The sequence below is a fragment of the Nocardioides sp. GCM10030259 genome (assembly GCF_042666375.1).
In the GTDB taxonomy this organism is placed as follows: domain Bacteria; phylum Actinomycetota; class Actinomycetes; order Propionibacteriales; family Nocardioidaceae; genus Nocardioides.
Genome location: NZ_JBHTDF010000018.1, coordinates 465,810 through 492,093 on the forward strand (window position 1 = coordinate 465,810; position 26,284 = coordinate 492,093).

Below are 26,284 nucleotides of genomic sequence, written 5' to 3' on the forward strand. Positions count from 1 at the left end.
CGAAACGTGCGCTGGACAACAGCCCGGATGCCGAGACTCTGCTACGTGACCTGCTACGTGACCCTGTCGGACTCCGCCGCGAGCTCGTCCAGCGCGTCGTCGTACGACGTGTCGCGCAGGTAGGGCCGGTCGAGCCCCTCGCCCTCGACGTCGACGTTCGGGAGCAGCCGGTCGAGCCAGGCGGGGAGCCACCAGGCGCGGTCGCCGAGGAGGTAGAGCGTCGCCGGGATCAGCACCATCCGCACGAGGAACGCGTCGAAAACGACCGCGGCCGCGAGCGCGAAGCCCATGGACCTGATGATCGGCTCGTCCTGGAGCATGAACGCCGCGAACACGGCGGTCATGATCGCGGCCGCGGCGGTCACGACCCGCGCGCTGTTGCGGAAGCCGTCGACGACCGCCTCCCTCATCGGGTAGCCGTGGACGTGGGCCTCGCGGATCCGGGTGACCAGGAAGACCTGGTAGTCCATCGCCAGCCCGAAGACCACGCCGATCAGGAAGATCGGCATGAAGCTGACGATCGGCTGACCCTCCATCAGGTCCAGCGCGCCCTGCTGGAAGACGGCGACGGTCGCGCCGAGGGTCGCCAGCACCGAGAGCAGGAAGCCCAGGGTCGCCGTCAGCGGCACCAGGATCGATCGGAACACGACCATCAGCAGCAGGAACGCCAGCCCGATCACGACGACGAGGTAGATGGGGAGCGCGTCGGAGAGGCGCTCGGACACGTCGGTGGTGATCGCGGTCAGGCCGGTCACGCCGGTGTCCGTGCCCGTCGCGGCCTCGATGTCGGCCTGGCCGTCGCGGAGGCTCTGGAGCAGCTCCTCGGTGGCGACATCGTCGGGAGCCGAGGACGGCGTGAGCATGATCTGCGCGCCGGTGCCGTCCTCGTTCATCGCGACGACCTGGGCGTTGGCCACGTCCTGCTGCCCGGCGGCCCAGGCGGTCACCTCGCCGATCGCGGCCGAGCGGTCGGCCTCGGGTACGTCGGTGGCGTCGACGACGACCATCAGCGGACCTTCGCGGCCGGGACCGAACGCCTCGGCCATCAGGTCGGAGGCCTTCCGCTGCGTGGTCTCGGTCGCGGCGGTGCTGTCGGTCGGGAACGCCAGGTGCAGGTCCTTGAGCGGGATGGCGAGCGCGCCGAGGGCGATGATCGTGGCCAGCGCGAACGCGATGGGCCGCTTGCCGACCAGCCGTGCCCAGCGGACGCCGTTGTTCAGGACGTGGCCGTCGGGCTCCCGGTGCGGCGCGTAGCGGCGTACCCGACCCCCGAACGCGCGGGACTTGAGCATGCCCAGCACCGCGGGCAGGAGCGTCAGCGCGACGAGGACGGCGATCAGCACGGTCGCGGCGGCCGCCAGGCCCATCGCCGTGAGGAACGGGATGCGGACGACTGCGAGCGCGCTCAGTGCGATCAGCACGGTCAGGCCGGCGAAGACCACGGCCGACCCGGCGGTGCCCACGGCGACGCCGACGGCCTGCTCCCGGTCCTCGGTGTGGTGGAGCTCCGTGCGGTAGCGGGCGAGGATGAACAGCGTGTAGTCGATGCCGACGGCGAGGCCGATCATCGTCGCCAGCATCGGCGTGGTGGAGCCGATGTCCATCACGGCGGTCAGCGCGGTGATGCCGGTCATCCCGAGCGCGACGCCCACGACGGCGATCAGGATCGGCAGCCCGGCGGCGACCAGCGAGCCGAAGGTGAGGACGAGCACGACCAGGGCGACGGCGATGCCGATGAGCTCCGAGGAGGCGCCCGGCTCCGTCATCGCGCTCATGCCGGAGCCGTTGGCCTCGACGGTGAGGCCGTCGGCGCGCGCGTCGGCCATGACGTCGTGGAGCTGGTCGAGGGTGGCGGCCTCGATGTCCGCCGGGGCCTCGACGTCGAAGTCGAACGTGATGGTGCCGACCCGGCCGTCAGCGGAGAGCGGGCTCAGCGCGTCGGCGTTCGCGTTCGCCTGGCTGGGCGGGGTGCCGCTCTGCCGTGCGGACTCCAGCATCTGCTGGCGCTGCGAGTCGGCGGCGCTGACCGGGTTCGCGATCGGTGCGTCCGCAGCGAGCTGCGGGAGGCCGCGCAGGTCGGAGACGAGGGAGTCGACGGCCGCGGCGTACGCCGGGTCCTGGAGCGTGTGTCCCTCGGGCGCCGCCACGACGACGTTGACCGTCGCCTGGTCGAAGGCGTCGACCGACTGCGGGAAGAGCTCCTCCTGCATGTCGGCGGCCTTCTCGGACGGGATGCCCGGGATCGAGAAGGAGTCGGTCATCGGCTTGGCGAATCCGGCGGCGACGGCGCCGACCGCGATGAGTGCGACGACCCAGGCGGCGATGAAGACCGGCCACCGCCGGTAGGCGGTCTTGCCGAGTCGGTAGAGCAGGGTGGCCATGGGTTGGGGCTTCCTGTGAGTGGTGGGGAAGGTCAGACGAAGAGCGTTCGGGCGAGGACGAGCTGCTCGTCGAAGATGTCGACGAGGGCGCGCTCGGTCTCGTCCTCCACGAGCACGACGAGTGCGGTGTCGAAGAGGCAGAGCATCAGCTTCAGCAGCAGCCGTGCCCCGGCAGGGTCGAAGTCCGCACCCTCACGCTCGAGCACGAGCTCGGTGAAGTCCTGTGTGATCGACTCGAAGCGCTCGTGCGCCGCGGCGAGCAGCCGCGGCTCGGCGGCGAGGATGCGCCGGCTGCGCTGCACCGAGGCGCGGTCGGGCGACTTCACGGCCAGGGCGACCCGGGCCAGCCGGGCGAGGTCGTCGAGCAGGTTGCCGTTCGGCCCGCCGGACCGGAAGGCGTCGACGTCGGCGTCGGGGACCTCCGGCGCCGCCCCGAGGACCGCGTCGGTCTTGCTCGGGAAGTAGTTGAAGAGGGTGCGTCGCGAGACGTCGGCGGCCTCGGCCAGCTCGTCCATGGTGAAGCCGTCGAGGCCGTGTGCGTCGGTGAGCGCCTGGGCGCAGACCGTGATGCGGTGACTGGTCCCCCACCGCTTCTGCTCGCGCAGGCTCATTGCACTCTCGTCCATGGAGTGCATTCTTGCACTCGGATCCAAGAAGTGCACAATCGTGGACGTCGCGACCGACCCGACTTGCCGGTAACCGGCGGGCGGGGGGAGGGTTCGAGGCATGGCCGCCACCACCTCGTCGTACTCGATCACCATGCGCCTGCACACGGCTCCCGACCACGGGATCGTCGGCGCGGTGGCGACCACCATCGCCCAGGCGGGCGGCATCGTCACCGCGATCGACGTGGCCGAGTCGAGCCACGAGCTGATCGTCGTCGACGTGACCTGCTCGGCGAGCGACGCCGAGCACGCCTCGCGCCTGGAGGCTGCGGTCGACGAGATCCACGGCGTCGAGGTTTACAAGGTCAGCGACCGGACGTTTCTGCTGCACATCGGCGGCAAGATCGAGGTGTCGTCGAAGGTCCCGCTGCGCAACCGCGACGACCTGTCGATGGCCTACACCCCCGGCGTCGGCCGGGTCAGCAAGGCGCTCGCCGACAACCCCGAGGACGTCCCGCGGCTGACCGTGAAGGGCAACTCGGTCGCGGTCGTCACCGACGGCTCGGCCGTGCTCGGCCTCGGCAACATCGGACCCGGTGCCGCCCTGCCGGTGATGGAGGGCAAGGCCGCGTTGTTCAAGCGGTTCGCCGGGATCGACGCGTGGCCGATCTGCCTGGCCTCGCAGGACACCGACGAGATCGTCCGCGCGGTCGAGATGATCGCGCCCGGCTTCGGCGGCATCAACCTCGAGGACATCGCCGCGCCGCGCTGCTTCGAGATCGAGCGCCGGCTGCGCGAGCGGCTCGACATCCCCGTCTTCCACGACGACCAGCACGGCACCGCGATCGTGGTGCTCGCGGCGCTGACCAACGCGCTCCGCGTCGTCCACAAGCAGCTCTCGTCGGTGCGGGTCGTGGTGTCGGGCGGCGGCGCCGCCGGCACGGCGATCGTCACGCTGCTGCTGGCCGCCGGCGTGACCGACGTGGTGGTGGTCGACCGGGCGGGCGCCCTGTCGGCCGACGACGACTCGCTCTCGCCCGTGCACCGGCAGCTCGCCGAGGCGACCAACCCGCGGCGGGCGCGCGGCGACCTGCACACCGTGCTCGCCGGCGCCGACGTCTTCATCGGCGTCAGCGCCCCGGGCGTCCTGAAGGCGGAGTGGATCCAGGACATGGCGCCCGACGCCGTCGTCTTCGCGCTCGCGAACCCGGACCCGGAGGTCGACCCGGCCGAGGCGGACAGGTACGCCGCGGTCGTCGCCAGCGGCCGCTCGGACTACCCGAACCAGATCAACAACGTGCTCGCCTTCCCCGGCGTCTTCCGGGGCCTGCTGGACGCCCGCGCCTCCGAGGTCACCATCGACATGCTGCTGCGCGCCGCCGAGGCCATCGCGCTGGTGGTGAAGGACGACGAGCTCAACCCGAACTTCATCATCCCCACCGTCTTCCACCCCGACGTCCCCAAGGCGGTCGCCGCCGCCATCCGCGGGGACGGCTGACGGCGGGCGGCCGGCGGCTCAGTTCTGGGTGATCCTCCCCTCGACCAGCGGGTTCACGGGCGAGTTGGCGGTGACGTAGTCGGTGGCGACCTGCATCAGGTCGTCGCCCGGCTGCAGCACGTCGGTGCCCTGGCCGAAGATCGTGTAGCCGTCGCCGCCGCCGTACATGAAGTCGTTGGTGACGAGCCGCACCGAGTCACCGTCGGCAATGGGCGTCTGGGTGCCGCCGATGCCGTCGGGCGTCTTCCACATGCCGTCGACGACCGGGGTGATGCCGTTGCAGTGGAAGGTCGCCCGGAGGCCGGAGACCTGGGGGAACCTGCCGGTCAGGCTCGCGAACGCCGGGTCGCACACGGGCGAGAAGCCGTTCACGAAGGCGGTCCGCAGTTGCGCCCCGGTGAGGGTGAGGATCGTCGTCCGGTTGCCGAAGGGCAGCACCGCGAACATCTCGCCCCAGGTGATCTCGCCGGGCGCCTCGCCGGCGCTCGGGGGCTCGAACACCAGGTTGGCGCGGAGGCCGCCGGAGTTCGTGTACGCCGCGTCGACGCCGGGGTACTTCAGGCGCATCGCGTCGGCGACCATGTTGCCCATCTCCGACTCGTGCAGGCGGGTCGGGTCGCGCAGGATGTCGTTGACCTGCGTGCCGACCACCTGGTTGCGGAGAACCGCGGTGTCTTCGTTCGCCTGGTCGATGATCGCCTGCACGTCGGACCGGCCGGTGACGCCGAGCGTCTTCGCGACCCGGGTCGCGCCGCCGGCCCAGGCGACGTCGCCGCCCTTGACCATCAGCTGGAGCACGGAGTACGTCGCGCCCGCGTTGACGCCTTCGGTGATCAGGATGTCGCCGCGCATCAGGTTGGAGACCCGGTGCGTGTGCCCGACGACCATGGCGTCGACCGTCGTGGACTGGAGCTGGTCGGCGATGTCGAGGATCGGACCCGCCCACGGCGTGCCCGGCGTGGTGCCCGTCGGGTTGGCGCCGCTCGCGGTGCCCTCGTGGATGACGACGACCTGGACCTTCACGCCCTGCCGCCGCAGCCGCTCGGACTCCGCCGCGATCCGCGGCCCCTCGGGCAGGAACTCCAGGCCCTCGGTGGCCCCGGCGGCCACCAGCTCCGGCGTGTCCTCGAGACCGGCGCCGATCACGCCGACCTTGACGCCGTTGACCCGGAACACCACGGACGGCCGCACCCACGGCGGCGCCCGCCCGGTGTCCTCGTCGACGATGTTGGTCGCGAGGAACGGGAAGTCGGCCCGCTCCTGGTGCCTCAACAGCCGCTCCACGCCGTAGTCGAACTCATGGTTGCCGTACGACGTCGCGTCGAGGCCCCACGCGTTCTCGACGTCGATCGCGGGCATGTCCTCGAGCAGCGCCGAGTTCGGCGGCGACGCACCGACGTTGTCACCTCCGGCGAGGATCAGGCCCTGGCCCGGCAGCGCGTCGAGCTCCTCGTCGAACATCGTGGCGAGGAACGCCGCGCCGCCGACCCGGGTGTTGATGCCGTCGAAGGCCATCGTGGTCGGGTCGAGCTGGCCGTGGAAGTCGTTGAGGCCGACGATCGAGACCGGCGTGTACTGGTGCCCGGTCTTCGCGACGTCGAGCAGGACCTCGCCCTGGCTGTGCTGCGGCTCGGGGATGCCGAGCAGGAACGCCAGCGTCGGCGCCAGGTCGATCGACCGCGCTGTCACCGAGCCGCGCCCGATGCCCTCGCCGCCGGCGAGGAACGTCGCCCGCATGTTGACGTTGGCGTCGAGGTCCTGGAGGTCGGGGACGTACCCGTGCTGCCCGAAGAAGTGCGACGGCGCCACGAGCGTGCCCGGGGTCTCGGCGTCGAACTGGTACGGCGGCAGCGAGAAGACGACCAGGTCGCCGGTGCGGGTCGGGTGCGCCATGTCGGCGGTGCTGCCCGGCCCGTTCGGGATCGCGCGGGCCTCGGCCTTCGTGAACGCCCGGTCGATGACCTGCCAGCCCTCGGGCTGCCCGTCGTGGGTCCAGTCGTTGGGGTCGGTGAGGCCGAGGTACTTCGCCTTGATGGCCGCGACCGTGGCCGCCTCGTCGGCCGCCGCGACCTGCTGGAACCCGCCCCCCGCAGGGTCGCGACCCGCGAGGTTGAGGTAGATCTGCAGGGCGCCGCCGGCCCAGCACGCCTTCGCCTTGCCGATCGTCTCGCCGGTGGCCGGGCGGCAGTTCGACGTCTGCGGCCGGGAGAGCAGGCCCAGCTCGACGAGCGGCAGGCTCGCGTCGACGGCGAGAAACTGCGGGGCGAAGCCGTGGTCGGAGCCGACGAACGTCGTCGGGTCCTTGCCGACGAGTGACCGCGCGAGCTTCAGCGTCTGGTCGGACTCCGCGTAGGCCTCGCGGATGAACGCCGAGCGCTCGCGCACCCGGTCGTCCGGCTCGCCGTTGAGGTCGACGTCGTCGTACGCCGGGTTCGGCTGGCCGTTCGGCAGCCGCCGGCTGACCAGGCCGAGGAACTGGTGCTGGAACTCGTCCGTGGTGGGCATGCCGACCAGGAACAGGTCGGGGTGGTAGGTGTTCGCGACGTACCGCAGCATCGGCCAGTGCGCCGTGGACCAGGCGAGCCCCTGCTCGACGTAGGTCTCCTCGCTGGTGATGCCCGCCTCGAGGATCGCGAAGTCGGCGGCGGTCGAGGTCGGGAACTCGGCGGCGAGGAACTCGTCGAACTCGGTGTAGCCGCGGTCGCCCGGCCAGGACGGCCAGCTGGCGATCGCGCGCGAGACGGAGGTGTGGAAGAGCCGCACCCGGGAGAGGTCGGGGGAGAGCGTCTCGACCTTCACGAGCATGCCCGCGGTCTTCCCGTTGAGCGCGCCACCCTGGAGAGTGACCTTCACGTCGGCCCACTCGCCCTCGCGCAGGTCGCCGACCGCGTCGGCGCCGCTCTTGGTCGGGGAGAAGAGCACGCGGTCGTACGCCGTGCGCCCGTCGTTGCGGCTGTCGTAGAGGTAGGCGTTCAGCCCGTACTTGTCGACGCCCGCGTCGATCACCCGCAGCCGCATCTCGCGGGCCGGGCTGAAGGACTGCGGCACCTGGGTCCAGCCGGTGGCGGGCGTCGGGGCGGCGCCGGGGAAGGGGGCCTGGCCGGCGTACCCGGCGGGGTGGTCGAACTGGAGGCCGAAGGACTGGATGAAGGGCACGTCGTCGAAGAGCGGCTCGCCCGCCTGGCCGATGAAGTTGGTGGCGACGCCGCGGCCCGAGTGGAAGGTCCGGAAGTCGATCGTCGGGCCCTGGGTGGAGGCGTTGCGCCCACCGGCCCACTCGACCTGGGCGACCTTGAGGCCGTCGCGCTCGGCCGCCTGCGCGATCGACTCGGCCTGGAGCACGCCCCTGTCGAACGCCGCGGTGCGGTTGGCGAACGGCTCGCCGTTCTTGTGGAAGGTGTTGTTGGTCGAGCCGGCGACGCCGGGCCACGCGCCGGTGGCCATGGTGTACCAGCCGGCGCCGGTGTTCGGTGGCGCTTGGGTGAGCATCCCGTTGCCGCGGGCCTTGACGCCGTGCTTCAGGAACGACCCCATCGTCGGGGTCACGCCCTGCGCGGCGTACTTCTCGACGAGGTCCTGCCGCAGGCCGTCGGAGGCGAAGAAGACCGCCTTCTGCTGATGACGGTCGTCGTCATGCCCCCGCCCGTGCCCGGACGGCGTTGCCTGGGTCGGGCCGGTGGCGAGGGCCGTCACGGCCGCAGGTGCGACCAGGGCGGCGACGGCGACGAGAACGGCGGATCGGCGGTGTGAACGGTTCACGGCATCCTCCCAGGACCGAAAAGCGTGAATCGAACCTCTCGCTTGGCATGGAGGCCGTCAATACCTGTTTGGGTGAACGCCGTCCGTCCTTTGCGGCGGGTTACCCGCCGCCCTCGGCGGCGTAGAGCGCGGCGCCGACGACGCCGGCCTTGTTGCGCAGCTGGGCAGGGATGATCTCGGTGTCGATGTCGAGCAGTGGCAGGAACGAGTCGGACTCCTTCGACACCCCGCCGCCGACGACGAAGAGCTCGGGGGAGAACAGCCGCTCGAGCGTCCGGTAGTACTTCGTGAGCCGCTTGGCCCAGTGCTGCCAGGAGAGGTCCTCGCGGGTGCGGGCGCTGTTGGCCGCCCGCGACTCGGCGTCGTGGCCGTCGATCTCGAGGTGGCCGAGCTCGGAGTTGGGCACCAGCACGCCGTCGTGCACGAGCGCCGATCCGATGCCCGTGCCGAGGGTCGTGACGATCACCAGGCCCATGCGGCCCTGCGCCGCGCCGTACCGCACCTCGGCCAGGCCGGCCGCGTCCGCGTCGTTGACGACGTGGACCTCGCGGCCGGTGGCGTCGGTGAAGAGCCGGTCGGCGTCGGTGCCGATCCAGGCCTTGTCGATGTTGGCGGCGGAGTGCACGACACCGTGGCGCACGACGCCCGGCACGGTCACGCCCACCGCACCCCGGCTGGCGGGGAACTTCTCGAGCAGATCGACGAAGATCTCCGCGATGGCCTGCGGGGTCGACTTCTCCGGCGTCCGGATGCGCTCGCGCTCGGCAGCGAACTCACCGGTCCCGAGGTCGACCGGCGCACCCTTGATGCCGGTGCCGCCGAAGTCGATCCCGAAGGGCTGCTCCGTCGTCGATGGGGTGGTCATGCCTCGACCCTATGACTTCTAGAATCCACGCCATGGCCGGCCAGGAGACCCGCATGCTGCTGCTGGGAGCAGTCGCGCTCTTCGAGCCCGTCAACGGCTACCAGATCCGGCGCGAGCTGCTGTCGTGGCAGGTCGACCGCTGGGCGCACACCAACCCGGGCTCGATCTACCACGGGCTCACCACCCTCACCGGGCAGGGACACCTCGTCCGTCACGACCTCACCGACGGCGGGCGCGAGGTCGCCGTCTACGAGCTCACCGACGCGGGTCGCGCCGAGCTCGACCGGCTGATGGTCGAGGCCCTGGAGACCGTGAACCCCTACGAGCGCACGGCGTTCAACGTCGCGTTCTCGATGCTGCCGCTGCTCGACAAGCCCACGATCGTGCGGTCGCTCACCCGCCGCCGCGTCGAGCTCGAGGCGACGGTGAAGGAGTTCGCGGACGCGAAGACCGGCGTCGCCCCGCCGCACGCCACGCGCACGATGCTGCTGTGGCTCGACCTCGCGGTCGCCGAGCTGGCCTGGCTGCGCGAGACGATCGAGGACCTCAGGAGCGGCACGCTCTCCGCGTCGTACGACGACGGCTCGTGGGCCCCGCCCGCCGACGATCCCGGGTGGCAGATGAACGCCGACCGCGAGAAATATCGCGCGCTTCTGGGTCGGTAGGCGTGCCACTCTCGGGGAGTGCCCACGCAGCTTCCCCCGGCCCGCCATCTCGAGGGCCTGCGATCCGCGATGGTCGCGTTCGTGCGGTACGCCGACCGCGCGGGCCTGGCCGCGCCGGTGCCGACCTGCCCCGAGTGGACGGTGCGCGACCTGGTCGCCCACCAGGGCATGGTGCACCGCTGGGCGGCCGGTCTGCTGCGCGGTGACTGGCCGCTCGACCGTGACGGCGGTGCGATGGAGGCGGAGGGCCGCGCCGCCGAGGACCCGTTCGAGTGGCTACGCGACGGCGCGATCGACCTCGTGGAGACGATCGCCCGGGTGCCCGACGACGTGCGTGCGCCGGTCTTCCTCAACGACGCCCCGGCGCCGCGGCGGTTCTGGGCGCGACGGCAGTGCCACGAGACGACCCTCCACGCGGTCGACGCGCTGTCGGCGGTCTTCGGCCGACGCCCCGACCCGGCCGAGACCTGGATCGACGCCGAGCTCGCGGCGGACGGGATCGACGAGCTGCTCTGCGGCTTCGTGACCCGGCCGATGTCGCGGCTGCGCTGCGACGAGGACGCGGTGCTGGTCGTCGCGCCCGACGACGTGCCGGCGTGGTGGCTGCTGCGCCTGGGCCCGCGCCCGGCCGTGACCCAGCGCGGCACCGGCCCGGTCCCGGAGGTGCCGGACGCCGACTGGGAGCTGACCGGCACCGCGGTCGAGCTCTACCTCGCGCTGTGGAACCGCTCGGTCCGGCCGGACCTCGGCGACGCCTGGGGCGAACGCGTGGCCGTCACCTGGAGCTGAGCGACCGATGACTCCGGGGCGGCCCGCCGGTCGTCCCGTGGTGCCCGCTTGACGGGCCGCTATTCAATGTTGAACACTGGGTGTTCAAGTTTGAACAAAGGAGATGACATGATCACTGCACGGGGGCTCGTGCAGACGTTCCACACCGGGCGCGGCAAGGCGGCGAAGGAGGTCCGCGCGGTCGACGGCGTCGACCTCGACGTCGCGGAGGGCGAGGTCGTCGGCTTCCTCGGACCCAACGGCGCCGGCAAGACCACCACCCTGCGGATGCTGACGACGCTGCTGCGGCCGACCGCCGGCACCGCCACCGTCGCGGGCTTCGACGTCGTGACGGAGCCGGTGCAGGTCCGGCGCAGCATCGGCTACGTCTCGCAGGTCGGTGCCACCTTCTCCGGTGCGTACGCCGGGGACGAGGTCGTCGACCACGGGATGCTCTACGGGATGTCGCGCGCCGACGCCGTCCGCCGCGGCCAGGAGCTGTTCGAGCGGCTCCAGCTCGACAGCCTGTGGCGGCGGATGCCGAAGAACATGTCCGGCGGCCAGAAGCGCCGCCTCGATGTGGTCATGGGGCTGATCCACGACCCGACGCTGGTGTTCCTCGACGAGCCGACCACTGGCCTCGACCCGCAGGCGCGGGCCAACCTGTGGGAGCACATCCAGGGGCTCCGGGCGGCGCACGGCGCGACGGTCTTCCTCACGACGCACTACCTCGACGAGGCCGACGCGCTCGCCGACCGGATCGTGATCATCGACCAGGGCCGGATCGTCGCGAGCGACACCGCCGACAACCTCAAGGCCCAGGTCTCGGGTGACCTGGTCGACCTCGAGGTCGTGTCCGACGCCCAGGTGAGCATCGCCGCCGAGCGGCTCGGCGCGATCGCCGACGAGGTCTCGACGGACGGCCACCACGTGCGAGGGCGCGTCGGCCGGGCCGGCCGCGCCGTACCCGGGCTGCTGCGTGAGCTCGAGGTCGCCGGCGTCACCCTCGACTCGATCGGGGTCCACCGCCCAACGCTCGACGACGTGTTCCTGACGCTGACGGGCCGGTCGCTGCGCGACGCGGAGGCCGGCGTCGACCAGGACAAGGAAGAGGTCCCCGCATGAACACCCCACCAAGTTGCACGCTCCACTCGCTGCGCTCGCTCCGCGCACAACGTGTCGGGGGCCCCGCATGAGCTTCGTCCGCGAGAGCAACATCGTCTTCCGGCGCCAGATCCGGATGAACCTGCGCAACCCGGCCTGGGTCCTGATCGGGATCATGCAGCCGGTTCTCTACCTGGTGCTGTTCGGGCCGCTGCTCGAGCCGCTGGTCAGCTCCTTCGGAGTCAGCAGCGACAACGCCTACACGTTCCTGGTGCCGGGCCTGCTCGTTCAGCTCGGCATGTTCGGGGCGTTCTTCGCCGGCTTCGGCCTGATCGGCGAGTGGCGCGAGGGCGTCATCGAGGCCGAGCGGGTCACCCCGGCCAACCGGACCGCGCTGCTGACCGGCCGGCTGACGCGCGACGTCGTCCAGCTGCTGGTGCAGGCGCTGATCCTGGTCGCCCTCGGCTACCTGATGGGCATGCGCGGGTCGTTCGGCGGCGTGCTGCTGGGCATCTTCATCACCCTCGTGGTCGGCGGTGCGTGCGCCGCGGCGTCCAACGCGCTGGCGCTCACCACCAAGAGCGAGGACGTGATGGCGCCGGTCATCAACATCGTGATGATGCCGGTGCTGCTGCTCAGCGGGATCCTGCTGCCGATGACGATCGGCCCGGAGTGGCTGCAGCGCATCAGCGACTTCATGCCGTTCCGCTACATCGTCGACGCGGTCCGCGACTCCTTCGCTGGCGAGTTCGGCACCTCGTCGGTCTTCTGGGGCACCGCGTGGGCGGTCGCGCTCGCCGCCCTCGGCACCTGGTGGGGCACCGCGACGTTCCGGAAGGAGAACGCCTGACGGTCCGGGGCGGAACCGGCTGCGGGTGACGGCCGTCGTAGGCGCATGGATGCCCGACGTCGTCACCTCGCCGCTGCCGCACTGGCCGGATCACTCACCGCGTCGATGCTCGCGGCCTGCTCCGGGGGCGATCCCACGCCCCCGGACGGCCGCGGCATCGACGCGGCGTCGTACTACGAGGACTACGAGAGCGACGAGGCCGACCGCGCGTACGGCTCGACGCGGTCGTACGCCACGGGCGGCGCCCAGTCCGACGGGTCGGCGGACGCCGAGCCGGAGATCCCGGGGCCGCTGGAGGACGACACGTTCGTCGACGCCGGCACCAGCGGCTTCGTGGACACCGGGGTGGATGCGCGGTCGACGTTCGCCCTCGACGTAGACACCGGGTCGTGGAACGTCGCGCAGACCCTGCTCGCCGGCGGGCTGCTACCGCCACCGGAGTCGATCCGCGTCGAGGAGTGGGTCAACGCGCTGCCGGCCGCGCTGCCCCGGCCTGAGGACACCGTCGGCGTGACCGGGGAGTCGGCCGCTGCGCCGGGGCTCCCCGAGCGCACCGAGCTGGTCCGGGTGGGCGTCGCGACCAGGCCGGTGCGGGCGGACGACCGTCGGCCGGTCAGTGTGACGCTGGTCGTCGACCGCTCGGGGAGCATGGACATCCGGGACCGGCTCGGGCTCGTGCAGTCGTCGCTGGCCCTGCTGGCCGACGGGCTGCGCGACGACGACACGGTGTCCGTGGTCTCGTTCGAGGACCGGGCCCGGCCCCTGCTGGAGCCGACGCCGGTGAGCGACACCGACGCGATCCTCTCCGCGATCGAGGAGCTGACTCCCGGCGGCAGCACCAACCTCGAGGCCGGGCTGCGGCTCGGCTACGAGCAGGCCCGGGAGTCCTTCCGCGAGGACGCGACGAACATCGTCGTGCTGGCCTCGGACGGCGTCGCCAACGTCGGCGCCACCGGCCCCGGCTCGATCGTCGACCGGATCCGCGAGGAGGGTGCCGACGGCATCCACCTGGTCACGGTCGGCTACGGGATGGGCAACTACAACGACCACCTCATGGAGCAGCTCGCCGACCTCGGTGACGGGTTCTACGCGTACGTCGACGACTTCGACGAGGCCGAGCGGCTCTTCCGCGACGAGCTCACGACCGCGCTCGTCCCGGTCGCGGACGACGCCCGGGTGCAGGTCGCGTTCGACCCCGCGGTCGTCACGTCGTACCGGCTGGTCGGCTACGACAACCGCGACCTCGCGGACGCCGCCTTCACCGACGCCTCGGCCGACGCCGGCGAGCTGGGAGCCGGCCACCACGCGACGGCCCTCTACGAGGTGCAGCTCGCCGACGGCGTCGCGCCGGGGACTCCGCTGGGCACCGCCGCCGTGCGCTGGACGCCGGTCGACGGCGGCCCGCAGCGCGAGGCGAGCGTCGGCCTGGTCGCCTCCGGCGGCACCCCGCCGACGGGCGCCCTGGCTCTCGAGTCGGTGGTCGCCGACCTCGCGCACGTGCTCAAGCAGGCGGCGCCGTACGCCGAGCGCGGGGTCACGCTGGCGGCCCTCGAGGAGCGGGCGGCCGCGCTCGAGGAGGGTGGCGTGCCCGGCGCCACGACCGTGCTGGAGACGGTGCGCCTCGCTCGGCGGGCTGCTTGACAGAAGCGAAGGTCTTGTCAAGTGGGTTGACATTCCCTACGGTGTTGTAAAGCGGACTTGTGACCCCCATCTCAGGAGACGAGGCAGATGTCCGAGACACCGGACCTGATCGCGAACAGCACCGTCCCCGTCGGCTCGACCGACGGCTGGAAGGACAAGAAGCGCTACCTGTGGCTGATCGGCCTCGTGGTGCCGTCGCTGGCGTTCGTCGGCTACGGCATGTGGGCGCTCACCGGGTGGGGCGTCTGGTTCTGGATCGGCCCCATCGTGATCCTCGTGGTCGTGCCGGCGATCGACCTGATCGCGGGCCTCGACCGCTCCAACCCGCCCGACGACGTGATCGAGGCGCTGGAGCAGGACCGCTACTACCGGTGGATCACCTACCTCTTCCTGCCGATCCAGTACGCCGGCTTCGTCGGCGCGATGTGGCTGATCGCCAACGGCGGCTTCGGCGGCGAGACCCTGTCGGTCGTCGACAAGGTCGGCCTCGCCGTGTCGATCGGCTGCATCGGCGGCATCGGCATCAACACCGCCCACGAGCTCGGCCACAAGCGGGAGGAGAACGAGCGCTGGCTCTCCAAGATCGCGCTCGCGCAGAGCTTCTACGGGCACTTCTACATCGAGCACAACCGCGGCCACCACGTGCGCGTCGCGACCCCGGAGGACCCGGCGAGCTCGCGGGTGGGCGAGAGCTTCTACCAGTTCTGGCCGCGCACGGTCCTCGGGTCGCTGCAGTCCGCCTGGCGCCTGGAGAAGCGCCGCTACGCCCGCCGCAAGCAGCACCCCTTCCGGATCGGCAACGACGTGCTCAACGCATGGCTGATGTCGCTCGTGCTCTGGGGCGCGATGGTCGCGTGGCTCGGCGTCGAGATCCTGCCCTTCCTGCTGATCCAGGCGGTCGTCGGCCTCTCGCTGCTCGAGGTCGTCAACTACATGGAGCACTACGGGATGCTGCGCCAGAAGGTCGGCACCGGCGACCGGCAGCGCTACGAGCGGGTCGACCCCTCGCACTCCTGGAACTCCAACAACATCGCGACCAACGTGCTGCTCTACCACCTGCAGCGGCACAGCGACCACCACGCCAACCCCACGCGCCGCTACCAGTCGCTGCGCGACTTCGAGGAGTCGCCGGTGCTGCCGACGGGGTACGCCGGGATGATCGTGCTCGCCGCCGTCCCCGCCATCTGGCGCCGGGTGATGGACCCGCGCGTGCTCGCCCACTTCGACGGCGACCTGTCCCGCGCCAACCTCAGCCCGCGCAAGCGGGAGAAGATCCTGGCCGAGTACCCGCCCCCGGCCGCGGCGGTGGTTGAGGAGGTTGCTCTGCAACCGTCTCGAAACCCCGTCGCGGACGAGGTGCTCGCCGCGCGCTGCCCCGGCTGCGGCTACACCTACCGGGTCGAGGAGGGCAACGAGCTCGAGGGCTTCGCGGCCGGCACGCCGTGGCGCGACGTGCCCGACGACTGGTGCTGCCCGGACTGCGGCGTGCGCGAGAAGGTCGACTTCGTGCCGCTCACCGAGGCCGTGGCCTGACCGACGCGGAGGATTCCTAGGATGACCGTCATGACTGTGGCCCCGACGACGCGCGAGCGCATCGTCGAGGCCGCCGTCGCGATGACCACCGAGTCCGGCTGGTCCGCGGTGACGATGGGCGCGCTCGCGCAGCGGGTCGGCGTGAGCCGGCAGACCGTCTACAACGAGCTCGGCTCCAAGGAGGGCCTGGCCGAGGCGGTGATCCTGCGCGAGCTAGAGCGCTTCCTGGCCGCCGTCAGCGCGGCCTTCGACGAGCACCCCGACGACCTGGTCGACGCGATCCGCGCCGCGACGTACGCCGTGCTCGAGCTCGCCCGCGACAACCGGCTGCTGCACGCGATCGTGTCGGCCACCCACGGCGCCGACACCGAGCTGCTGCCGCTGCTGACCACCCACGCCGAGTCGCTGCTGGCGGCGGCGAAGGCCGTGGTGACCGACCGCGTCGCGCCGTACGAACCGGCGCTCCGGGGCCGGGATCTCGACGTCGCCATCGACGTCGTGGTGCGGGTCGTGCTCAGCCACGTCATGCAGCCGTCCGGGTCGGCGGCCGAGACGGCCGACGGCATCGCCTGGCTGGCCGGGCGGGCGCTGCGAGCCTGACGGGGCCTAGCTCCTCGCCGCGGCGAGGTGTGTGGGCGCCGGGACCGTGGCACTGCCGTTCGGCAGGTGGACCGTGACGGTCGTGCCGCGCTCCGTGCTCGACTCGATCTCGATGAAGCCGCCGTGCAGGGCCACGATCGCCTGCACGATCGTCAGTCCCAGGCCGGTCCCCTGGACGGCCTGCTCGGTGGCGATCGAGGAGCGGAAGAAGCGGGTGAACAGCCGACCCTGCTCGGACTCTGGGATACCCAGCCCGGTGTCCGACACCACCAGGGTGGCCTCGCGGGCGTCGACGGCCAGGCGGACGTCGACGCGGCCGCCGTCCGGGGTGAACTTGATGGCGTTGGTCAGCAGGTTGGCGAGCATCCGCTCCAGCTCGGCCGGGTCCACCTCCTGCTGGACCGGGTGGTCCGGCAGGTCGACCTCCACCTCCAGCGACCGGTTGTCGAGCTGCCACGCGACGGCGTCGAGCGCGCCCGACACGACGGCCCGCAGGTCGGTCGGCACGGCCCTGATGTCCAGTCGCGAGGCCTCGATCTGCGAGAGGGTCAGCAGGTCCTCGACCAGGAGCAGCAGGCGGTTGCTGTTGCGGCTGACGCGCTCCACGAGCGTGAGCTGGGCGTCGTCGAGGTCGCCGACGGCGCCGTCGGCCAGCAGCTCGAGGTAGCCGATGATGCTGGTGATCGGGGTCCGCAGCTCATGGCTGACGGTCGCCACGAAGTCGGACTTGACCCGCTCGAGCTCCTGGAGCCGCTCGACGGCCGCCTGCTCGGTGGCGAGCGCCGTTGTCAACGCCTCCCGGGTCCGGTGCTGCTGGGTGACGTCGCGGAAGACGACCACGACGCCGCTGGGCCCGTCGCCCTCCGCCGGCGTCAGTGGAATGGCCGAGAAGCTGAGCACCCTGCCTTCCGGCACCTGGGCGTTGCGGACCACGAGGTCGATGTCGCGGGCGGGCTGGCCGGACAGCGCCTGGTAGTGGGGCAGGTCGTGCCGGTCGACCGGCGCCCCGTCGAGGTCGTACACCCCGAACCCGTCGGACGGAACGACACCCCGGGACTCGTTGTCGGCGCCGCCCAACAGGGCGGTGCCGGCCGGGTTGCGCAGCAGGACCCGCTCCTGCGGGTCGAGCACCAGCAGGCCCTCACGGAGCGAGTCCACGATCGTACCGAGCAGGTGGGACTGGGCCAGGGCCGCGTCGCGGGCGCGCTCGTGGAGCCACCAGTTGACCACGCAGGCGACGGACGCGCAGGCGAAGAACGCCGCGTGCACGGCGGCGAAGAGCCACGGCCGGTCCCAGGCGGCCGGATGGTTGTAGACCGCTCGTGGATCGGCCGTGCCCATCAGCCCGTGGTGGACCAGCACGTAGACCACGCCCAGCGTGAACGGCGGCCACGCCTCGTACAGCGCGATCACCGGGATCATCACGAAGAAGTGGAAGTGTGCCTCGACCAGCCCGCCCGAGAGGTGCACGATCACGCCGGAGCAGACCATGAGGCCACCGGCCGCGACGGACGCCCGGAACGCTCGCCTCATCGGCATGAGTCCCGCCAGCAGGGCGGCGATCAGCACCGGCGCCATCTCCACCCAGGCGTGTCCGAGCGAGTTGCCCTGGTAGAGGGCGTAGAGCGGGAGCGCGATGACGTGCCCCCACAGCAGCACCATCACCGCGCGGTGCCGGGTCTCCCAGGCCGCGTCGGGCAGGGAGCCGCCGCGCGGCAGCCAGGAGGGCCACCAGCCCTGGCCGGACGATGTGGACAGCACGAAGGCTCATCGGCACGCAGCGGCCGGATCATGAGGGGTCCGGCGCTACTGGATCGAGATCGTGATGGTCAGGTGCCCGATGGCGCCGGTGTTGGTGGTGTAGGCGGCGCTGGCTCCGGCCGCGCTGACCGCGTTGTAGGTCCAGCTCCCGTCGGGCTCGATGCGCAGGTTCGGGTCGCCGATGACTGCGTCGATGACGGTCAGGACGCTGTCGACGTCGGTGTCGTTGTCGAGCACGTTGCCGGAGGCCGTGTCGCCCAGCATGACCGTCGCCACGTCGTCGACGACCGTCGTCGGGTCGTCCACGGGGCGAACCGTGATGGTGAGCGTGCCGAGCCCGCCGGTGGTGGTGGCGTAGCCGACCCTCGCGACACCGCTCCAGTCCACCGCCGGCGTGTAGGTCCAGTCGCCGCCCGGCCGCATCGAGAACGACCCCGGGGCCCGGGCGTCGTTGTGCTGCAGCACCCGCGGGGCGCCGTCGATGTCGACGTCGTTCGCGAGGACGTTGCCGGTGACGACGGTGTCCTCGGTGCCGGTCGTGGCGTCGTCGCGCACGGCGGTCGGGTCGTCGACGGGGCGGACGTCGATGCGCGCCACCGCGACGCTGCTCCGGCCGCGCCGGTCGACCACGCGGTAGCGGAAGGCGTCGCGGCCCGACCAGTTCGCGGCCGGGCGATAGCGGAAGCCGCCCCGAAGGGTGACGACGACCCGCCCGTGGGCCGGCCGCTCGACTACGCTCAGCCGCCGCGTGTGCCGGCGTACGGGATCGTTCGCGAGCAGGCCGCCCGCGGCCTTGACCCGGAGGACGGTGTCCTCGGCGCCGAGATAGGTGTCGTTCCGGGCCAGCCGGACCGCGGAGTCCGCCGGGGCCGCGAGGCCGAGGGTGCCCAGCACGCAGGCCACCGCGACGGCGACCGCGCCGACGCGGCGCGTCCCCCAGAGGCTCATGGCCGCGAGGCTACAAGCCGCGCGCCCGGATCAGCACACTCTCGTCGACACGCACCAGCGGGGCCTGGAGCCCGATGGTGCCGAGCGCACGGCCGGTGAGGCGAACGCCGTCGGCCCACCCCACCCGGCCGACCCCGGCATGGGTCACCGCCGCGACTGCCGGGGGCTGGGCGGTGACGGCGTACGAGCGGTCCGGGTCGAGCCCCGGCAGGGTGACGGGGCCGGGAGGCCAGGTCGGACTGTGGTCGAGCGCCGAGAGGCGGAACAGCGCGTCGCTCCCGTCGTGGGCCACCACGCCGTCGAGCTGCAGCGCGGGGTTACCGAGGTCGGCGTGCACGACGTCGCCGCCGTGCAGCAGTCCGCGCGTCTCGCGGTAGAACGCCACCCAGGTCGCGAGCCGCTCGAGCTCGTCCTCGTCGAGCGTCGTGAGGTCCCACTCGACGCCGAAGTGCCCCCAGATCGCGGTGGCCGCGCGGAAGTCGAGCGAGTGGCGGCGTCCCGTCGTGTGGTCGGGGCTGCCGCCGACGTGGGTCCCCATCAGCTCGGGCGGCAGCAGCAACCCGGTCCACTGCACCAGGCGGTGCCGCTCGTGGGCGTCGATGCAGTCGGAGACCCAGACCCGGTCGGTGTGCTCGAGGATCCCGAGGTCGAGCCGGCCGCCGCCGGAGCTGCACGACTCGATCTCCAGCCCGGGGTGGCGCTCCCTGAGCGCCGCCATCAGCCGGTGGACCTGCCGGGTCTGGACGTGCACGCCGGGCCGGAAGTCCGGGCCGTGCCCGGCGTCGACCAGCGGGCGGTTGTGGTCCCACTTCAGGTAGGCGATGCGGTACTCGCGCACCAGCGCCGAGATCCGCTCGAGCAGGTAGGCGTAGGCGTCCTCGTGACCGAGGTCGAGCACGTGCTGGTGCCGCGACGCCGGCCCCGGGCCGTGCGCGGTCTGCAGCAGCCACTCGGGGTGGTCGCGGGCCAGGTCGGAGTCGAGGTTGACCATCTCGGGCTCGACCCACAGCCCGAAGTCCATCCCCAGCGCGTGCACCCGGTCGACGAGCGGGTGCAGCCCGTCGGGCCAGCGCTTGTCGTCGACGTACCAGTCCCCGAGGGCCGCGCGGTCGTCGGTGCGGCCGCGGAACCAGCCGTCGTCGAGCACGAACCGCTCGATGCCGACCCGCGCGGCCCGCTCCGCGAGCTCGAGCAGCGTCGGCAGGTCGTGGTCGAAGTAGACGCCCTCCCACGTGTTGAGCAGCGCCTTGCGGGGCGTCCGCGGGTGCTGCGGTCGCGCCCGCAGGTGGCGGTGGAACCGGGAGGAGAGCTCGTCGAGGCCCTCGCCCCAGGATCCGGCGAGCCACGGGGAGAGGTACTCCTCGCCGGCCGCCAGTCGCACCTCGCCCGGGAGCAGCAGCTCCCCACCGCTCAGCAGGCGCCATCCGGTGAAGGATCGCTCGGCGCTGAGCACCTGGTTGCCGCTGGCGGCGAGGTGCACGCCCCAGACCCGGCCGGACCGGAAGCGGAAGCCCGGCTCCCCGGCGCACAACAGCGTCGCCGAGTCGTGGCCCGGGCGGCCGCCCCAGGCCTCGCGGGTCCAGCGACCGACGTCGAACGGTCGCCGCTGCGGGATCCGCTCGCCGTTGTGGCGGCCGGTGAAGTCGAGCAGCTCCGCGGCCTGCGCCGGCACCGGGAGCGCGGGCTCCACGCCGCCGACCGTGTACGTCGCGTCGCCGGTGTTGCGGACGCCGGCGCGCACCCGCACCAGGCCCTGCTCCGTCACCTCGAGGACGACGATCACCTCGAGCGCGCCCTCCGGGTCGTGGCCGACGCTCGTGAGCGTGCTGCCGTCCACCCTGTGCTCGACGTGCGCGTACGCCGGGGACCAGTCGCGGCCGCCGCGGCTGCCGAGCAGGCCGGGTCGGCCGATCCAGCCCGCCGCGTGCTGCGGCAGCACCGAGACCGACGCGGGCGCCATCACCACGGAGTCGATGTACGGCGTGGCCACCGCGCCGGCGAGGTCCGACGCGTCCAGGTCCCCGAGGTCGGGGCCCCAGTGCACGACGGCCGGCAGCCGATCGTCGTCGAGGCGCAGGACGACGCTGGTGCCGCCCGCGCGGAGGTGGTGCCAGGCGCTCATCGGCGGACCACCGCGACGCCGCGGGCCGGCACCCGCCCGTCGAACTCCGCATCGCGCACGAGGTCGTGGCCCTCGGCAGCGACCGGGACGTCCTGGTCGGTGTGGTTGACCACGAAGAGCCAGCGCCGGTCGCCGTCAGTGCGCTCCGTGATCTCGACCCCGGGATGGCCGGCGGCCAGCGGGGAGACGCCGGCCTCGACCACGACCCGGCCGGCGAGCGCCGCCAGGCCGGACTGGTCGAGCCGGGTCGCGACGTACCACGCGACGCCGTCACCGTGCTCGTGCCGGGTGACGGCCGGGACGCCGGCGACCGGTCCGTCGGCGTACGTCGTGACCGCGGCCGCCCCGGCGAGGTGCAGCCGCTCGGTCCACACGTCGGCGCCCGAGCCGTCGCTCAGCCGCACCCGCTCGCCGGCGCGCAGCGGGTAGAACTCCTCGACGCGGACGCCGAGCATCCCGGCGAAGGCGCTGCCGTAGCCGCCCGGCCGGACGTGGTCGTGCTCGTCGGTGACCGCGCTGAAGTAGGTGACCAGCGCGGTGGCGCCGGCGCGGACCGCCGCGTCGAGCCGCTCGGCGACGGCGTCGGTGACCGAGTAGAGCGTCGGCACCACGACCAGCCGGTAGCCGGTCAGGTCGGTGTCGGGATGGACGACGTCGACGCCGACGCCCAGGTCGGTGAGCGCCCGGTGCAGGGCGTGGGCCCGGTCGAGGTAGGTCACGTCGATGCTCGGGTGCGAGGGCAGCTCGCTGGCCCACCACGACTGGTAGTCGAAGAGGATCGCGACGTCGTTGTCGGTGTGGGAGCCGACGACCTCCCCGAGCCGGTCGAGGACCTGGCCGAGCTCGACGACCTCGCGCCAGATCCGCGAGTCGGTGCCGGCGTGCGGCACGAGCGCGGCGTGGAACTTCTCGGCACCGGCCCGCGACGCGCGCCACTGGAAGAACAGCACGCCGTCGGCGCCGCGGGCGACGTGCTGGAGGCTGTTGCGCAGCAGCTCGCCCGGCTGCTTGGCGACGTTGCGCGGCTGCCAGTTCACCGCGCTCGTCGACTGCTCCATGAGCAGCCAGGGTCCGCCGCCGGCGAGGCCGCGGGTGAGGTCGGAGCAGAACGCCAGCTCCCGGTAGCCCTCCGGGTCGGCCGCCATCACGTAGTGGTCGTTGGAGACCACGTCGACCTCCCGCGCCCACCGGCAGTAGTCGATGTCGCGCACGTGCTCGGTGACCATGAAGTTGGTGGTGACCGGTACGCCGGGCGAGAGCTCGTGCAGGAGGTCGCGCTCGGCGACGAAGTTGGCGAGCAGCTGGTCGGAGGAGAACCGGTGGAAGTCCAGCTGCTGCGTGGGGTTCGGCTGCGCCGTGACCGCTCGCGGCGGCAGCACCTCGTCGAACGAGCCGTAGTGCTGGGACCAGAAGGCGGTGCCCCAGGCGCGGTTGAGCTCCTCGACGTCGCCGTACCGCTCGGTGAGCCAGGTGCGGAACGCCGCGGCGCTGACGTCGCAGTAGCAGTGGGCGTTGTGGTTGCCCAGCTCGTTGCCGACGTGCCACATCCGCAGTGCCGGGTGCCCGGCGTACCTCTCGGCGAGGGCGCCGCACAGCCGGAGCGCGTGCTCGAGGTAGACCGGCGAGCTCGGGCAGAACGCCTGCCGGCCCCCGGGCCACAGCGTGGTGCCGTCCGCGGTCTGCGGGAGGACCTCGGGGTGCAGGTGCGGGAGCCACGGCGGGGGCGACGCGGTCGCGGTGGCGAGGTCGACGCCGATGTCGTGCTCGCCGAGCCGGTCCAGCACGCGGTCGAGCCAGCCGAAGTCGTACTCGCCGGGGCGGCGCTCGAGCAGCGCCCACGAGAAGACGCCGACGGTCACCAGGTCGACGCCGGCCTGCCTCATCAGCCGGACGTCCTCCTCGTGGACCTCCTCCGGCCACTGCTCGGGGTTGTAGTCACCGCCGTACGCGATCGCCGTCGGTCGCCAGCGGGCGCCCGGATCCGTCACGTCTGCACCTCCCGAGCCGGTTGACATGTGACCGTCGTCACGCGGACTATTCGTCCACTTGCTACTAACTGTTGTCAAACAGGAGGTCGTCATGTCTCGGACCGGCTCACCCTTCGGTCAGCAGCTCCCCTCGTCCGCGATGGTGACCGCCGCGGCGACCCGCCGCCGGTTCCTCCAGGGGGCGCTGATGGGCGCGACGGTGCTCGGGGCGCCGACGCTCCTGAGCGCCTGCGGAGGTGACGACGGCGGCGGCACCGGCGAGGGCAGCACGGTGAAGCTCGGCGTCAACGAGGCCAAGGGATCGGGGCCGGCGTACGACCGCATGGCGTCGATGGCGGACGCCTACGCCAAGAAGTCCGGGGTCACGGTCGACATGAACGCGGTCGACCACAACACCTTCCAGGAGCAGCTCAACACCTACCTCCAGGGCAGCCCCGACGACGTGTTCACCTGGTTCGCCGGCTTCCGGATGAACCAGCTCGCCGAGTCGGGCCTGATCTCCGACGTCAGCGAGGTCTGGCCGATCGACGGGATCAGCGACAGCTTCAAGGAGGCGTCGACCGCGAGCGACGGCAAGCAGTACTTCGTGCCGCGGGAGTACTACCCGTGGGCGGTCTTCTACCTGAAGTCGACGTTCGAGAAGAACGGGTACGAGCCGCCGACGACGTTCGACGACTTCACCTCGCTGATGAAGCAGATGCAGGGCGACGGCCTCACGCCGTTCGCCTTCGCCGACAAGGACGGCTGGCCCGCCATGGGCACCTTCGACATCCTCAACATGCGCATCAACGGCTTCGACTTCCACATGAGCCTGATGGCCGGCGAGGAGGCCTGGGACTCCGGCGAGGTCAAGCAGGTCTTCGACACCTGGCGCGGCCTGCTGCCCTACCACCAGGAGGACCCGCTGGGCCGGACCTGGCAGGAGGCGGCCACCTCGCTCGGCAAGGGCGAGTGCGGCATGTACCTGCTCGGCACGTTCGTCGTCGACGGCATCCCGGACCAGGAGGACGACCTCGACTTCTTCACGTTCCCCGAGCTCGACTCCTCGATCGGCGCGACCGCCCTGGACGCGCCCATCGACGGCTTCTGCGTCGCCGCCGGCGGCAAGAACCAGGACGGCGCGATCGAGATGATGAAGTGGCTCGGCACCGCCGAGGCCGCCGACGCCGCGAACGACGGCAACACGCCGCTGATCGCCGCCAACAGCGGCGCGGACACCAGCGTCTACTCCGCTCTCCAGCAGAAGTCGGCCGAGGTCGTGGGCCAGGCGACCAACATCGCCCAGTTCCTCGACCGCGACACGCGCTCGGACTTCGCCTCGACGGTCATGATCCCGTCGCTGCAGCAGTTCCTGAAGGACCCCGACGACATCGACGGTGTCACCAAGAGCATCCAGGAGCAGAAGGTGTCGATCTTCGGTGGCTGACCGCCGCGGCGGCCCCCTTCGCCGTCGTCGTACGACGCGGCGCCTCGGCGGGCGCGACCGGGCGGTCGTCATCGCGATGCTGGCGATCCCCGCCGCCGTCGTGCTGGCGCTGGTGTGGTTCCCCGCGGTGCTGTCGGTGATCCTGTCCTTCGGGGTGTGGAACGGCATCGGCGACATCGACACGATCGAGTGGGTCGGCACCCAGAACTACCGCGACATCGCGCAGATCTACCCGCCCTTCTGGCCGGCGGTCCGGCACAACCTGATCTGGCTGGGCTTCCTCTTCGTGGGCCCGACGCTGCTCGGGATCTTCCTGGCGGTGGTGCTCGACCGCAACCTGCGGTTCGGGCGGTTCTACCAGACGGCGTTCTACATGCCGGTCGTGCTGTCGCTGGCGCTGACCGGCTTCATCTGGCAGCTGATGTACTCCCGCGACCAGGGCCTGATCAACCAGGTGCTGGGCACCGACGTCGACTGGTACGGCGACCCGTCGATCAACCTGTGGGCGGCGCTGGTCGCCACCGGATGGCGGCACACCGGCTACATCATGCTGATCTACCTGGCCGGGCTGAAGGGCGTCGACTCGACCCTGCGCGAGGCCGCCGCGATCGACGGGGCGAGCGAGATCAAGACGTTCTTCCAGGTGGTCCTCCCGGTGATGCGACCGATCAACATGATCGTCGTCGTCATCGTGGTCATCGAGTCGATCCGCGCCTTCGACCTGGTCTGGGTGATCAACCACGGCACCAACGGCCTCGAGCTGATCGGCGCGCTGGTGGCGCAGAACGTGATCGGTGAGGCGAGCCGCTACGGGTTCGGCTCCGCACTCGCGGTGATCATGATGGTGATCTCGTCGGTGTTCATCGCGCTCTACCTCCGCGTGATGTTCCGCGAGGAGCGCGACCGATGAACCGCATGCGAGGCGCCATCGCCACCGCCGCCCTCGCCGTACTGGCGCTGCTGTGGATCTTCCCGCTGTTCTGGGCGGTGCTGAACTCCTTCCGCGACTACGCCTACACCCAGCTGCACGGCTACCTGTCGTGGGGCGGGTGGACGCTCGACAACTACGAGACGGTCTGGCGCGACGCCGAGCTCGGCAAGTACTTCGTCAACTCGCTGATCATCACCGTGCCGGCGGTGATCCTCACGCTCCTGCTGTCCTCCCTCGCCGCGTTCGTGCTCGCGCGCTTCAGCTACCGCTTCAACCTCGCCATGCTCGCGTTCTTCCTGGCCGCCAACCTGCTGCCGCCGCAGGCGCTGCTGGTGCCGGTCTTCCGGATCTACCGCGAGGTGCCCCTGCCGATGGTGATGAGCGACACCGGTCAGCTGCTCGGCAGCTACTGGGGGCTGATCTTCATCAACGTGGCCTTCCAGATCGGGTTCTGCACCTTCGTGCTCAGCAACTACATGAAGACGCTGCCCTACGAGATCTACGAGCAGGCGCAGGTCGACGGCGCGAGCGTGTGGCGGCAGTACTGGCAGCTGACGATGCCCCTGGTGAAGCCGGCGCTCGCGGCGCTCGCGACGCTGCAGACGACGTGGATCTACAACGAGTTCTTCTGGGCGACCGTGCTGCTGGGCGGGCAGGGCGACAAGTTCCCGATCACCAGCGCGCTGAACAACCTGCGCGGCCAGTTCTTCGTCGACTACAACCTGCTGTCGGCGGGCTCCGTCGTGATCGCGCTGCCGGTGCTGCTGGTGTTCTTCGTGCTGCAGAAGCAGTTCGTCGCCGGCCTGACGCTGGGATCGACGAAGGGGTGAGTCCCGGGG

At 71.5% G+C, this 26,284-nt stretch carries 19 protein-coding genes; 11 read left to right on the plus strand and 8 right to left on the minus strand.

Annotated elements, in window-relative coordinates:
- Positions 1-53: 53 nt before the first annotated feature.
- Together ACFQQI_RS15345 and ACFQQI_RS15350 are read right to left on the minus strand one after the other, a co-directional pair.
- Positions 54-2,381, minus strand: a complete 2,328-nt coding sequence (locus tag ACFQQI_RS15345; RefSeq protein WP_378564975.1) for an MMPL family transporter — start codon at positions 2,379-2,381, stop codon at positions 54-56.
- A gap of 32 nt (positions 2,382-2,413) precedes the next feature.
- Positions 2,414-3,007, minus strand: a complete 594-nt coding sequence (locus ACFQQI_RS15350; RefSeq protein WP_378564978.1) for a TetR/AcrR family transcriptional regulator — start codon at positions 3,005-3,007, stop codon at positions 2,414-2,416.
- A 100-nt stretch (positions 3,008-3,107) separates the two neighbouring features.
- Between ACFQQI_RS15350 and ACFQQI_RS15355 the strand changes: the two genes are divergently transcribed.
- On the plus strand, positions 3,108-4,484 hold the full coding sequence (locus tag ACFQQI_RS15355; RefSeq protein WP_378564981.1) for an NAD-dependent malic enzyme: 1,377 nt from the start codon (positions 3,108-3,110) through the stop codon (positions 4,482-4,484).
- Between the two features lie 18 nt (positions 4,485-4,502).
- Here the strand turns inward: ACFQQI_RS15355 and ACFQQI_RS15360 are convergent, their stop codons facing one another.
- Both ACFQQI_RS15360 and ppgK read right to left on the minus strand, forming a co-directional pair.
- Positions 4,503-8,243: a 5'-nucleotidase C-terminal domain-containing protein gene (locus tag ACFQQI_RS15360; RefSeq protein ID WP_378564984.1), complete on the minus strand. Its 3,741-nt coding sequence runs from the start codon at positions 8,241-8,243 to the stop codon at positions 4,503-4,505.
- Between the two features lie 100 nt (positions 8,244-8,343).
- A complete protein-coding gene (ppgK, locus tag ACFQQI_RS15365) occupies positions 8,344-9,108 on the minus strand; it encodes a polyphosphate--glucose phosphotransferase (RefSeq protein WP_378564987.1) in 765 nt (254 codons plus the stop codon).
- A gap of 32 nt (positions 9,109-9,140) precedes the next feature.
- On the opposite strand from ppgK, the gene ACFQQI_RS15370 reads away from it, so the two are divergent.
- The 7 genes from ACFQQI_RS15370 (at position 9,141) to ACFQQI_RS15400 (ending at position 16,269) form a co-directional block, all read left to right on the plus strand.
- Positions 9,141-9,773 carry a PadR family transcriptional regulator gene (locus ACFQQI_RS15370; protein WP_378564990.1) on the plus strand — a complete coding sequence of 211 codons (633 nt, stop codon included), beginning with the start codon at positions 9,141-9,143 and terminating at the stop codon, positions 9,771-9,773.
- 18 nt (positions 9,774-9,791) lie between these two features.
- Positions 9,792-10,562 (plus strand): maleylpyruvate isomerase family mycothiol-dependent enzyme, encoded by a 771-nt coding sequence (locus ACFQQI_RS15375; protein WP_378564993.1) that lies wholly within the window; start codon positions 9,792-9,794, stop codon positions 10,560-10,562.
- 108 nt (positions 10,563-10,670) lie between these two features.
- On the plus strand, positions 10,671-11,666 hold the full coding sequence (locus ACFQQI_RS15380; RefSeq protein WP_378564996.1) for an ATP-binding cassette domain-containing protein: 996 nt from the start codon (positions 10,671-10,673) through the stop codon (positions 11,664-11,666).
- 67 nt (positions 11,667-11,733) lie between these two features.
- Complete coding sequence (locus ACFQQI_RS15385; RefSeq protein WP_378564999.1) at positions 11,734-12,495, plus strand: ABC transporter permease; 762 nt, start codon at positions 11,734-11,736, stop codon at positions 12,493-12,495.
- Between the two features lie 45 nt (positions 12,496-12,540).
- Complete coding sequence (locus ACFQQI_RS15390) at positions 12,541-14,136, plus strand: von Willebrand factor type A domain-containing protein (protein ID WP_378565002.1); 1,596 nt, start codon at positions 12,541-12,543, stop codon at positions 14,134-14,136.
- 87 nt (positions 14,137-14,223) lie between these two features.
- Positions 14,224-15,669 carry a fatty acid desaturase gene (locus ACFQQI_RS15395; RefSeq protein WP_378565004.1) on the plus strand — a complete coding sequence of 482 codons (1,446 nt, stop codon included), beginning with the start codon at positions 14,224-14,226 and terminating at the stop codon, positions 15,667-15,669.
- Positions 15,670-15,699: 30 nt separating this feature from the next.
- Positions 15,700-16,269 carry a TetR family transcriptional regulator gene (locus tag ACFQQI_RS15400; RefSeq protein WP_378565006.1) on the plus strand — a complete coding sequence of 190 codons (570 nt, stop codon included), beginning with the start codon at positions 15,700-15,702 and terminating at the stop codon, positions 16,267-16,269.
- 6 nt (positions 16,270-16,275) lie between these two features.
- On the opposite strand, the gene ACFQQI_RS15405 is transcribed toward ACFQQI_RS15400, so the two are convergent.
- The 4 genes from ACFQQI_RS15405 to ACFQQI_RS15420 are packed head-to-tail and all read right to left on the minus strand — an operon-like array spanning position 16,276 to position 23,088.
- Positions 16,276-18,030 (minus strand): ATP-binding protein, encoded by a 1,755-nt coding sequence (locus ACFQQI_RS15405; protein WP_378565009.1) that lies wholly within the window; start codon positions 18,028-18,030, stop codon positions 16,276-16,278.
- Positions 18,031-18,075: 45 nt separating this feature from the next.
- Entirely contained in the window at positions 18,076-18,978 is a 903-nt protein-coding gene (locus ACFQQI_RS15410; RefSeq protein ID WP_378565012.1) for an Ig-like domain-containing protein, read from the minus strand.
- Between the two features lie 10 nt (positions 18,979-18,988).
- Positions 18,989-21,100, minus strand: coding sequence for an alpha-galactosidase (locus ACFQQI_RS15415; protein ID WP_378565015.1), 2,112 nt, complete (start codon positions 21,098-21,100; stop codon positions 18,989-18,991).
- Entirely contained in the window at positions 21,097-23,088 is a 1,992-nt protein-coding gene (locus tag ACFQQI_RS15420; RefSeq protein ID WP_378565018.1) for a beta-galactosidase, read from the minus strand. The genes ACFQQI_RS15415 and ACFQQI_RS15420 overlap by 4 nt, the downstream gene beginning before the upstream one ends.
- A gap of 91 nt (positions 23,089-23,179) precedes the next feature.
- Here ACFQQI_RS15420 and ACFQQI_RS15425 point away from each other — a divergent pair, with 91 nt between their 5' ends.
- From ACFQQI_RS15425 to ACFQQI_RS15435, 3 genes are read left to right on the plus strand one after another with little or no spacing between them, the layout of a single operon-like run.
- Positions 23,180-24,514: an ABC transporter substrate-binding protein gene (locus tag ACFQQI_RS15425; protein ID WP_378565021.1), complete on the plus strand. Its 1,335-nt coding sequence runs from the start codon at positions 23,180-23,182 to the stop codon at positions 24,512-24,514.
- The gene (locus ACFQQI_RS15430) at positions 24,507-25,424 is read left to right on the plus strand and encodes a carbohydrate ABC transporter permease (protein ID WP_378565024.1); all 918 of its coding nucleotides are present in this window, start codon (positions 24,507-24,509) and stop codon (positions 25,422-25,424) included. Before ACFQQI_RS15425 ends, ACFQQI_RS15430 begins: the two co-directional genes overlap by 8 nt.
- Positions 25,421-26,275 (plus strand): carbohydrate ABC transporter permease, encoded by an 855-nt coding sequence (locus ACFQQI_RS15435; protein ID WP_378565027.1) that lies wholly within the window; start codon positions 25,421-25,423, stop codon positions 26,273-26,275. Before ACFQQI_RS15430 ends, ACFQQI_RS15435 begins: the two co-directional genes overlap by 4 nt.
- The last annotated feature ends 9 nt before the right edge of the window (positions 26,276-26,284 follow it).